Annotated in this window: 8 protein-coding genes; 7 read left to right on the forward strand and 1 reads right to left on the reverse strand. The window is 58.3% G+C overall.

What is annotated here, in order from left to right; all coding sequences use genetic code 11:
• Window positions 1–169: 169 nt before the first annotated feature.
• A complete protein-coding gene (metH, locus tag FCL49_RS16280; RefSeq protein WP_438827234.1) occupies window positions 170–3865 on the forward strand; it encodes a methionine synthase in 3696 nt (1231 codons plus the stop codon).
• A 75-nt stretch (window positions 3866–3940) separates the two neighbouring features.
• On the opposite strand, the gene FCL49_RS16285 is transcribed toward metH, so the two are convergent.
• Window positions 3941–4666, reverse strand: coding sequence for a UTRA domain-containing protein (locus FCL49_RS16285; protein ID WP_174354362.1), 726 nt, complete (start codon window positions 4664–4666; stop codon window positions 3941–3943).
• A gap of 192 nt (window positions 4667–4858) precedes the next feature.
• Here FCL49_RS16285 and FCL49_RS16290 point away from each other — a divergent pair, with 192 nt between their 5' ends.
• The 6 genes from FCL49_RS16290 (at window position 4859) to FCL49_RS16315 (ending at window position 11153) form a co-directional block, all read left to right on the forward strand.
• A complete protein-coding gene (locus tag FCL49_RS16290) occupies window positions 4859–5920 on the forward strand; it encodes an ABC transporter substrate-binding protein (RefSeq protein ID WP_174354363.1) in 1062 nt (353 codons plus the stop codon).
• An 11-nt stretch (window positions 5921–5931) separates the two neighbouring features.
• Window positions 5932–6729, forward strand: a complete 798-nt coding sequence (locus FCL49_RS16295; RefSeq protein ID WP_174354364.1) for an alkaline phosphatase family protein — start codon at window positions 5932–5934, stop codon at window positions 6727–6729.
• A 9-nt stretch (window positions 6730–6738) separates the two neighbouring features.
• On the forward strand, window positions 6739–7578 hold the full coding sequence (locus FCL49_RS16300; RefSeq protein ID WP_153858799.1) for an ABC transporter permease: 840 nt from the start codon (window positions 6739–6741) through the stop codon (window positions 7576–7578).
• A gap of 17 nt (window positions 7579–7595) precedes the next feature.
• On the forward strand, window positions 7596–8381 hold the full coding sequence (locus tag FCL49_RS16305; RefSeq protein ID WP_174354365.1) for an ABC transporter permease: 786 nt from the start codon (window positions 7596–7598) through the stop codon (window positions 8379–8381).
• Between the two features lie 3 nt (window positions 8382–8384).
• Entirely contained in the window at window positions 8385–9377 is a 993-nt protein-coding gene (locus FCL49_RS16310) for an ABC transporter ATP-binding protein (protein ID WP_174354366.1), read from the forward strand.
• Window positions 9378–9503: 126 nt separating this feature from the next.
• Window positions 9504–11153, forward strand: a complete 1650-nt coding sequence (locus tag FCL49_RS16315) for a Na/Pi cotransporter family protein (protein WP_174354367.1) — start codon at window positions 9504–9506, stop codon at window positions 11151–11153.
• Window positions 11154–11270: the final 117 nt, after the last annotated feature.

Raw genomic sequence — 11270 nt, forward strand, 5'->3', positions numbered from 1 at the left:
ATTCATTTTCGTTTTTTACGTGTGAATTGCAAGCCGTCTATCAGCTCATCGGATCTGTTGCCCAACAACCTGAAAAACTCTCAATCAGCACTCACCCCTTTGCCAGTTCAACCTGTGCTAGGATGGCTCGTTGGTTTTTGCAGCAATTGAGCGATGGGCTGGATCGGTAATTGAAGGGGCTACAGTGACAAATCGAGTAGAACAACTGCGCCGGCAGTTAGCGCAGCGAATTTTAGTGTTGGACGGCGGCATGGGCACCATGATCCAGAGTTATCGTCTGGAAGAAAGTGACTTTCGTGGCGAGCGTTTTGCCGACTGGCAGAGCGATCTGAAAGGCAATAACGACCTGCTGGTGCTGACCAAGCCGGAAGTGATCACCGCCATTCACTACGGCTACCTGGAAGCGGGGGCCGACATTCTCGAAACCAATACCTTCAACTCCACGTCCATCGCCATGGCCGACTACCATATGGAGTCGCTGTCCGCCGAAATTAACTATCAGGCCGCCTGCCTGGCACGAGCCTGCGCCGATGAATGGACCGCACGCACCCCCGAGCAGCCGCGTTACGTGGCCGGGGTGCTTGGGCCGACCAACCGTACCGCCTCTATTTCACCGAACGTCAACGATCCGGCGTTCCGTAATGTTTCTTTTGATGAGCTGGTGGAAGCCTACCGTGAATCAACGCGCGCACTGGTGGAAGGCGGTGTCGATCTGATCATGATCGAAACCATCTTCGATACCCTGAACGCCAAAGCCGCCGCCTTTGCGGTAGAAACCGAATTTGAAGCCCTGGGCGTGGCGCTGCCAATCATGATTTCCGGCACCATCACCGACGCCTCCGGCCGCACCCTGTCCGGGCAGACCACCGAAGCCTTCTATAACTCGATGCGTCACGTCAAGCCGCTGAGCTTTGGCCTGAACTGTGCGCTGGGCCCGGACGAACTGCGCCAATACGTTTCTGAGCTGTCACGCATCTCGGAGAGCTACGTTACTGCCCACCCTAACGCCGGTTTGCCCAACGCCTTCGGTGAGTACGATCTGGATGCGCAAGAGATGGCGAAACAGGTCGGCGAGTGGGCGCAGGCCGGCTTCCTGAATATTATTGGTGGCTGCTGCGGTACCACGCCAGAACACATTGCCGCGATGGTCAAGGCGGTGGCGGGCGTGCCACCGCGCCAGTTGCCGGAGATCCCGGTAGCCTGCCGTCTGGCCGGTCTTGAGCCGTTGAATATTGACGCCAAAACGCTGTTCGTCAACGTAGGCGAGCGCACCAATGTCACCGGTTCCGCCCGCTTTAAGCGGCTGATCAAAGAAGAGAAATACAGCGAAGCGCTGGCCGTTGCCCGCCAGCAGGTGGAAAGCGGCGCACAGATTATCGATATCAACATGGATGAGGGGATGCTCGACGCCGAAGCGGCGATGGTGCGTTTCCTCAACCTGATCGCCGGTGAGCCGGATATTGCCCGCGTGCCGATCATGATCGACTCCTCCAAATGGTCGGTGATCGAGAAAGGCCTGAAGTGTATTCAGGGCAAAGGCATCGTTAACTCAATTTCGATGAAAGAGGGCGAAGAGGCCTTTATTCACCACGCCAAGCTGGTGCGTCGCTACGGTGCGGCGGTCGTGGTGATGGCATTTGACGAAGCAGGTCAGGCGGATACCCGCGAACGCAAGTTCGAGATTTGTCGCCGTGCCTATAAAATCCTGACCGAGCGCGTCGGCTTCCCGCCGGAAGACATTATTTTCGACCCGAATATTTTTGCCGTCGCCACCGGTATTGATGAGCATAACAACTATGCCGTCGACTTTATCGAAGCCTGTGCCGACATCAAAACCCACCTGCCGCATGCGATGATCTCCGGTGGGGTGTCCAACGTGTCGTTCTCATTCCGCGGTAACGATCCGGTGCGCGAGGCGATCCACGCCGTATTCCTGTATCACGCGATCCGCAATGGCATGGATATGGGCATCGTTAACGCCGGGCAGTTGGCGATCTACGACGATCTGAGCGCCGAACTGCGCGATGCGGTGGAAGATGTGATCCTCAACCGTCGCGACGACGGTACCGAGCGCCTGCTGGAGCTGGCGGAAAAATACCGTGGCAGCAAAGATAACGAAGTGGCGGTACAGCAGGCGGAGTGGCGCGGCTGGCCGGTCGAAAAACGGCTGGAATATTCACTGGTCAAAGGTATTACCGAGTTTATCGAACTGGATACCGAAGAGGCTCGCCAGAGGGCGGATCGCCCGATCGAAGTGATCGAAGGGCCGCTGATGGCAGGCATGAACGTGGTCGGTGACCTGTTCGGCGAAGGCAAGATGTTCCTGCCGCAGGTGGTGAAATCCGCCCGGGTGATGAAGCAGGCGGTGGCCTATCTGGAGCCGTACATCGAGGCCAGCAAAGAGAAAGGCACCACGGCGGGGAAAATCCTGCTGGCGACGGTGAAGGGCGATGTGCACGACATCGGTAAAAACATCGTCGGCGTGGTGTTGCAGTGCAACAACTATGAAATTGTCGATTTGGGCGTGATGGTGCCGACGGAGAAAATCCTGAAAACCGCGCGTGAGCAAAACGTCGATATCATCGGCCTGTCGGGGTTGATTACCCCGTCGCTGGACGAGATGGTCAACGTGGCGAAAGAGATGGAGCGACAGGGCTTTACCCTGCCGCTGCTGATCGGCGGGGCCACCACCTCCAAGGCCCATACCGCCGTGAAGATTGAGCAAAATTACAGTGGCTCAACCACCTACGTGCAAAATGCCTCGCGCACCGTGGGGGTAGTGTCGGCACTGCTTTCCGCCACCCAGCGCGATGATTTTGTGGCGCGTACCCGTAAAGAATATGAAACCGTGCGTATCCAGCACGCGCGTAAAAAGCCGCGTACTCCGCCGGTAGATCTGCAAAAAGCGCGCGATAACGCCATGGTGCTGGATTGGGAAAATTACCAGCCGCCGGTGCCGAAAAAGTTGGGGGTTTATCCGGTCGAAGCCGGCATCGAGACGCTGCGTCATTACATCGACTGGACGCCATTCTTTATGACCTGGTCGCTGGCGGGTAAATACCCGCGCATTCTGGAAGATGAAGTGGTGGGTGAAGAAGCCAAACGGCTGTTTGCCGACGCCAACCAGATGCTGGACATGCTGGCCGCCAACGGCAGCCTCAACCCGCGCGGCGTCTACGGCCTGTTCCCGGCCAACCGCGTCGGCGACGACGTTGAGGTGTACCGCGACGAAAACCGTGACGAGGTGCTGGTGGTCAGCCGCCACCTGCGCCAGCAGACCGAAAAAACCGACTTCCCGAACTACTGTCTGGCGGACTTTGTCGCGCCGAAAAGCAGCGGCAAGGCCGACTACTTTGGTGCCTTCGCGGTGACCGGCGGTCTGGAAGAGGATGAACTGGCGGCGGCCTATGATGCGCAGCACGATGATTACAATAAAATCATGGTGAAAGCGCTGTCGGATCGCCTGGCAGAGGCTTTCGCCGAGTACCTGCATGAGCAGGTGCGCAAGCTGCACTGGGGCTTCGCGGCCGAAGAAAACCTGAGCAACGAAGAGCTGATCCGCGAGAACTATCAGGGCATCCGTCCGGCTCCGGGCTATCCGGCTTGCCCGGAGCACACCGAGAAAGCGGAAATCTGGCGCCTGCTGGATGTGAACCGCCACACCGGCATGGTGTTGACCGAGTCCTTTGCCATGTGGCCAGGGGCGGCGGTGTCCGGCTGGTACTTTAGCCATCCGCAGAGCAAGTATTTTGCGGTGGCGCAGCTCCAGCGCGATCAGGTGGAAGACTATGCGGCGCGTAAGGGCATGAGCGTCAGCGAGGTTGAACGCTGGCTGGCGCCCAACCTCGGCTACGACGCCGACTAAATGGCTGATGGGCGCAACATGCGGCGCCCTACCGGCTAATTTCTCTCTCAGGGGCCAACATGTTGGCCCATTTTCTTACCCCTCGTCATTCGCCACCGCCTCCACGTCAATGTGCAGCGCGTCATAACGCCAATATTCCAAATCACAATCAATCACCCGATCGTGCTGATCGCGGTTAACCCGGGTAATAAACAGCGCCGGGCTGCCGTAGGTCACTTTCAGCATGGTGGCCGCTTCCTGCGGCAGCAGGGTGGGCAGCATATCGAAGCGCACTCGCCCATAACGAATGCCGTAGCGTTCGGCGTACAGCCCGGTCAGCGACTGGGTCAAATCTTCGTCCAGGATACCGGCAAAATAGGCGGGATTGAGGTAGTGCTCGCAGTACAACACGGCACGGCCGTCGATATAGCGCAGCCGACGAATGCGGTAGACCTCGCTACCGGGGGGCAGACTCAGCCGTTGGCACAGGCTGCCGTACAGCGGCAGCGTGGTGGCGTCTATCACTTCGGTATGGGCATCACGCCCTTGCTGCTGCGCCATGGCGTGGAAATGGCTGCGTTGCAACGGGTTGTACACCAGCCGGGGCGGCGAAATAAACCAGCCCCGCCTGACCTGACGGTAAATCACCCCCTGCGCCTCTAACTGGCCGAGCGCTTCCTGCAGCGTAATGCGGGTGGTGGAAAACTGTTCGCTCAGGGCTCGCTCGGAAGGCAATTTGCCGTCGGCGTTGAACTCCCCGTCAGCGATACGGTTAGCCAGAGTCTGGCAAATGGTCGCCACGGTTGTTGTTCCTTCACTCATGTAACAGTTGCCCCAATTGAGTGCGCTTTGCCCCGCTAAAGGTAGACCAACGGAAGCTTCGGTGATGCCCGAATGCAATAAAAATGCTGCTTTTTTAGACTGACATATAATTATCACATTCGTCCGTTAGATTGGCTTGGTTCTTGCTGGACTAGTCCAGCCACTTCCACACTACCACCCGGAGCATCAGTTATGAAACGTTTGTGCGCTTCTGTGTTAACCAGTGCCATTATCCTGTCCAGCCAAGCGAGCTGGGCTGCCGATTCCGATCTGGCGGCGCTGGCACAGGCTGCCAAGAAGGAAGGGGAAGTCAACAGCGTCGGCATGCCGGACAGCTGGGCCAACTGGAAAGACACCTGGCAGGATCTATTGAGCAAGTACGGCCTCAAGCATGCCGATACCGACATGAGCTCGGCGCAGGAAATCGCCAAGTTCGATGCTGAAAAGAGCAACGCTACGGCGGATATCGGTGATGTGGGCGCAGCATTCGGCCCGATCGCGGTACAAAAAGGGGTGACCCAGCCGTACAAGCCATCCACCTGGGATCAGGTGCCTGACTGGGCGAAAGACAAAGACGGTCATTGGGCGCTGGCCTATACCGGCACTATTGCTTTCATCATCAACAAGCAACAGGTGAAAGAGATCCCGCATAGCTGGGCGGATCTGCTGAAAGGAACTTATCAGGTCACTATCGGTGACGTGGGCACCGCCTCGCAGGCGGCCAGCGGCGTATTGGCGGCAACTTACGCCATGGGCGGCAATGAGAAGAACCTGAAGCCGGGCCTGGAATTCTTCGGCAAGCTGGCGAAAGCCGGACGTCTGAGCCTGAGCAACCCGGTGATCGCCTCACTGGAAAAAGGCGAAGTGCAGGTCGGCGTAGTCTGGGACTTTAACGGCCTTAACTACCGCGACCAGATCGACAAAACCCGCTTTGAAGTGCTGATCCCGTCCGACGGCTCAATCACCTCCGGCTACACCACCATCATCAACAAATACGCCAAGCACCCGAACGCCGCCAAACTGGCGCGTGAATACATCTTCTCCGACGCCGGCCAGATCAACCTGGCGCGTGGCTACGCCCGCCCTATTCGTGCCGAACATCTGACGCTGCCGGACGATGTCAAAGCCAAGCTGCTGCCGGCCGAACAGTATAAAAACGCTCACCCAATCACCGATCCAGCGGCCTGGGAGCAAAGTGCCAAAACGCTGCCGCGTATGTGGCAGGAAAACGTCATTATGTTTATGCAGCAGTGAGTTAAGCCTTTATGAAAACGATCCTCGTACTGCTGGACGGTTTGAATTATCAGGTGGCGCATGACGCTATGGGCTACCTGCAGGCCGAATGTGCGGCAGGGCGTGGGCGGTTGTATCAGTTGGAGAGCGAGCTACCCTCGCTCTCCCGGCCGCTGTATGAGTGCATCCTCACCGGCGTGCCGCCGGTGGAGAGCGGCGTGGTACATAATCAGGTATCACGCCTCTCGCAGCAGCAAAGCGTGTTTCACTATGCGCGTGCAGCAGGCTTGACCACCGCTGCGGCGGCCTACCATTGGTTCAGTGAGCTGTATAACCGCACCCCGTTTGATGCCGCCCGCGATCGCCATACCGACGATACCGCGCTGCCGATCCAGCACGGCCATTTTTATTACGACGACCGCTACCCGGATTCGCATCTGTTTGACGATGCCGAAAGCCTGCGCCGCCGTCATCAGCCCGATTTCTTGCTGATCCACCCAATGAACATTGATGATGCCGGACACCGCTTCGGCCTGTCTTCGCCGCAATACCGCAATTCGGCGCGCAATGCCGATGGCGTACTGTCGCGCTATTTGGCCGATTGGTTGGCCGACGGCTATCAGGTGATGGTCACCGCCGATCACGGCATGAATGACGATCGCAGCCACGGCGGCGTGCTGCCGGAAGAGCGTCAGGTACCGCTGTTTGTCTTCGGCAGCGCATTTAGCCAAAACGATGCCGACCCGCAACAAACCGACCTGTGCGGCACGTTGTGCGAAGTGCTTCAGGTGTCGCATAACAAGCCGCGTTGCCGTGCGCTGTTGGCATAAGGGTAATTAATGAAAGCCAAGTGGATTGCCGCACTGTGCCTGTTGCCGTTCATCCTGCTGTTTGGGGCGTTCCAAATCGCGCCGCTGGTGTGGATTGCGGTCAGCAGCTTTTTCAGCCAGAGCAGCGGCTGGGGGCTGGGCAACTATGTTGATGTACTGACCTCGCCGTTCTATCTGCAGGCGTTTCAGTTCTCGCTGGAGATTTCCCTCTGGTCGAGCGTCTATGGGCTGCTAATTGCCCTGGTGGGCAGTTACTCACTGCGCCAACTGGGCCAGACGCGGTTCCATGATTTTGTGATGTCGTTTACCAACATGACCAGCAACTTCGCCGGAGTGCCGCTGGCATTCGCCTTTGTCATCCTGCTGGGGTTAAACGGCTGCCTGACGCTATTACTGCGCAAATACGGCCTGATGGAGAGTTTTAACCTTTACTCCAAAACCGGGCTGATCGTGCTCTACACCTACTTCCAGATCCCGCTCGGCGTGCTGCTGCTGTACCCGGCGTTTGATGCACTGCGTGAAGACTGGCGCGAATCGGCGTCGTTGCTCGGTGCCAGCCCGTGGCGCTATTGGCGGCATATCGGCCTGCCGGTGTTGGCACCGGCATTGATGGGGACCTTTGTCATCCTGTTGGCCAATGCGTTGGGTGCCTATGCCACGGTCTATGCGTTGACCACCGGCAATTTCAACGTGATACCGATACGTATTTCGGCACTGGTGGCGGGGGATATCTCCCTCGATCCTAACCTGGCCAGTGCGCTGGCGATGCTGCTGGTGGCGATGATGGCATTTATCACGCTTATCCATCAGTGGCTGCTGCGCAGGAGTTACCTCAATGCACGCTCATAATATTGCGGAGGGCGGCCATGTCGCGTTTTGAAACCGGCTATCACCGCGTAGTGAGCGGCTTGCTGTTGCTGATCCTGCTGTTACCGCTGGCGGCGACGCTGATTTATGCGCTGGCCACCCAATGGGGCGCGACCATAGTGCCGGACGGTTTTACCCTGAAATGGCTGGTGGCGTTATGGAGCGATCCGCGCTTCCTGCTGGCGCTGTGGCACTCGCTGCTGATCTGCTTTGGCACTCTGGTGCTGGCGGTGGTGGTGATTTTGCCGATGATGTTTGTGATTGCTTACTATTTCCCCAAGCTGGATGCGGTGATGAATGTGCTGATCCTGCTGCCCTTCGCCGTGCCACCGGTGGTATCGGCGGTGGGGCTGATGCAGCTGTTCGCCGCCGATCCGCTGCCGTTACTGGGCACGCCATGGATCCTGATCGGCTGCTATTTCTCGATTGCGCTGCCGTTTATTTACCGCGCTATCAGCAACAATATGCAGGCGATTAACCTGCGTGACCTGATGGACGCCGCTCATTTGTTGGGTGCCAGCACCTGGAAAGCGGCGCTGTTGGTGGTGCTGCCGAACCTGCGCAAGGGCGGAATGATTGCCGTGCTGCTGTCGTTCTCTTTCCTGATTGGCGAATTCGTCTTCGCCAACCTGCTGGTGGGCAGCCAGTACGAAACGCTGCAGGTTTACCTGTTTAACATGCGCAACGGCAGTGGCCATTTCACCAGCGCACTGGTCATTTCATATTTCGCCGTGGTGCTTATCGTCACCTGGTTGGCGAATTTGCTGAATAAAAATAAGGGCTAACCCATGGCTTATCTCAACGTTACCCGCCTTAACAAACATTATGGGCAGACCCAGGTGTTTCAGGATATCGATTTCACTGCCGAAGAAGGCGAGTTTGTCACGCTGCTCGGGCCGAGCGGCTGCGGCAAGTCTACGCTGCTGCGCTGTCTGGCCGGGCTGACTTCGGTCGACAGTGGGCAGATCCTGCTGCAGGGGCAGGATCTGGTGCCGGTATCCCCGCAGAACCGCGGGATCGGTATGGTGTTTCAGAGCTATGCGCTGTTCCCGAACATGACGGTTGAAGGCAATGTGGCGTTTGGTCTGAAAATGCAAAAGCTGCCGACCGGGCAGATCCAGCAGCGGGTACAGGAGGTGCTGGCCCTGGTGGAACTGACCGAACTGGCCAGACGCTATCCGCATCAGCTTTCCGGCGGTCAGTGCCAACGGGTGGCGCTGGCGCGATCCCTGGTGACCCGTCCGCGCTTGTTATTGCTCGATGAACCGCTCTCGGCACTCGATGCCCGCATCCGCAAACACCTGCGCGAACAGATCCGCCGGATCCAGCGTGAACTGAACCTGACGGCGATCTTCGTCACCCACGATCAGGAAGAGGCGCTGACGTTGTCGGATCGCATCGTGCTGATGAACAAGGGGCAAATTGTACAAAGCGGCGACGCGGAAACCTTATACACCCAACCGGCCGACGTTTTCGCCGCCGGGTTTATTGGCAACTACAACCTGCTGAGCGCCGAACAGGCGTCGGTTTTGACCGGCAGCACTTATCGCGGTAAGGTGGCTGTTCGCCCGGAATCCATGACTTTACTGCCTGCCGGGCAGGGTATTGCTGCCACTATCCTCAACCACAGCCTGCTGGGTAACGTGGTGCGCTATCGGATTCAGGCCCGCGGTGTGGAGTTGCTGGTCGACGTGCTCAACCGCTCGGTCGAGGATTTGCGGCCTGACGGCAGTGAAATTGGACTACACTTAGAAACTGTTACATTACGGGAAGTTGCATGACATTTTCCCGCTGACAAACGGAATTTTCCTTCCCTTCAGCGGCAGTCTGCACCCCGTTGCCGCTGTTCTGTTCTTTAACGCCCGGCAGAACGGTTGCCTTGCTGGCGTTTAGGGAGCGTATTTTTCGTGTTGACCCTTCTTCATCTGCTTTCTGCGGTGGCGCTGTTGGTGTGGGGTACCCACATCGTGCGCACCGGGATTATGCGGGTCTATGGCGCTAATTTGCGTCGGGTATTGAGCGACAGCGTGCAGAAAAAGCCGCTGGCGTTCGTCTCCGGTATCGGTGTGACCGCGCTGGTGCAAAGCAGCAACGCTACTGCGCTGCTGGTGACCTCTTTCGTCGCACAAGGGCTGGTGGGGCTGACGCCTGCACTGGTGATCATGCTCGGTGCCGACGTCGGTACCGCGCTGATGGCGCGAATACTGACCTTTGATCTCTCCTGGCTGTCTCCGCTGCTGATCCTGGTCGGCGTATTCCTGTTCCTCAGCCGCAAGCAAACTCGGGTGGGCCAAATGGGCCGGGTGTGCATTGGCCTGGGGCTGATTGTTCTGGCGCTGGAGCTGATCGTAGCTGCCGCGACGCCAATCACCCAGGGCGCGGGGGTGAAGGTCCTGTTCTCGTCACTGACCGGCGATGTGATGCTCGATGCCCTGACCGGCGCATTGTTCGCCATTGTCAGCTATTCCAGCCTGGCAGCGGTGCTGCTGACGGCAACCTTGACCGCCTCCGGCGTGATTTCACTGAAAGTGGCGCTGTGTCTGGTGATCGGTGCCAATCTTGGCAGCGGCCTGCTGGCGGTGATTAACACCAGCGGCCAAAATGCCGCCGGCCGTCGGGTGGCGCTCGGCAGCCTGCTGTTCAAGCTGATCGGTTGTGTGCTGGTGTTGCCCTTTGTCTCTTATCTGGCCGATGCGATGGCCCGGCTGCCCGGCGGCAACGAAGAGCTGGTGATTTATTTCCACGTGTTCTACAACCTGATCCGCTGCCTGGTATTGATCCCACTGGCCGGACCGATGGCGCGGCTGTGCGAAACGCTGATCGCCGACGTGGAAGCTGACGATCCCCGCTTGCGACCACGGCATCTGGATGCCAGCGCTCTGGATACGCCGACGCTGGCGTTGGCCAATGCGGCGCGTGAGACCCTGCGCATGGGGGACGTGGTGGAACATATGATGATCCTGCACCGCGAAGTGCTGCACGGCAAGATTGGGCAGGATAAAGAGGTGCGCCGGTTGGACGATGACGTCGATGTGCTGTACACCGCCATCAAGCTGTATCTGGCGCAGATCCAAAAAGAGGAACTGGGCGAAGAGGATTCGCGACGTTGGGCGGAAATCATCGAAATGGCGCTCAACCTGGAGCAGGCCGGGGACATTATCGAACGTATGACCGGCGACATCGCGTCGAAGTCACTGGCGGCGCGGCGGGCATTTTCGGCCGAAGGATTGGCGGAGCTGGACACGCTGTATGAGAGGTTGATTGGCAACCTGCGGCTAAGCCTGTCGGTGTTCCTGTCCGGTGACCTCACCAGCGCCAAGCGGCTGCGACGCTCCAAGCACCGGTTCCGTATTCTGGATCGCCGCTACGCGCATGCGCACGTCGATCGCCTGCACCAACAGAACGTGCAAAGCATCGAAACCAGTTCACTGCATCTGGGGTTGCTGGGTGACATGAAACGTCTGAACTCCCTGTTCGCCGCGGTGGCGTATAACGTGCTGGATCAGGATGAGAAGGATGATGAGCGTGAGTGGGAGGACACCCCTAGCACGCTGTAAAAAATGCCCCCGGCTGAAACCTGCTGCCAACGACATTGCTTAAATAAGCGTCTCCCTCTCCTGGGGGAGAGGGTCGGGGTGAGGGGCTTTCGTGTCGGTGTGCTTCCCCTCACCCTT

Source organism: Serratia proteamaculans, from assembly GCF_013337185.1.
Lineage (GTDB): Bacteria > Pseudomonadota > Gammaproteobacteria > Enterobacterales > Enterobacteriaceae > Serratia > Serratia proteamaculans_D.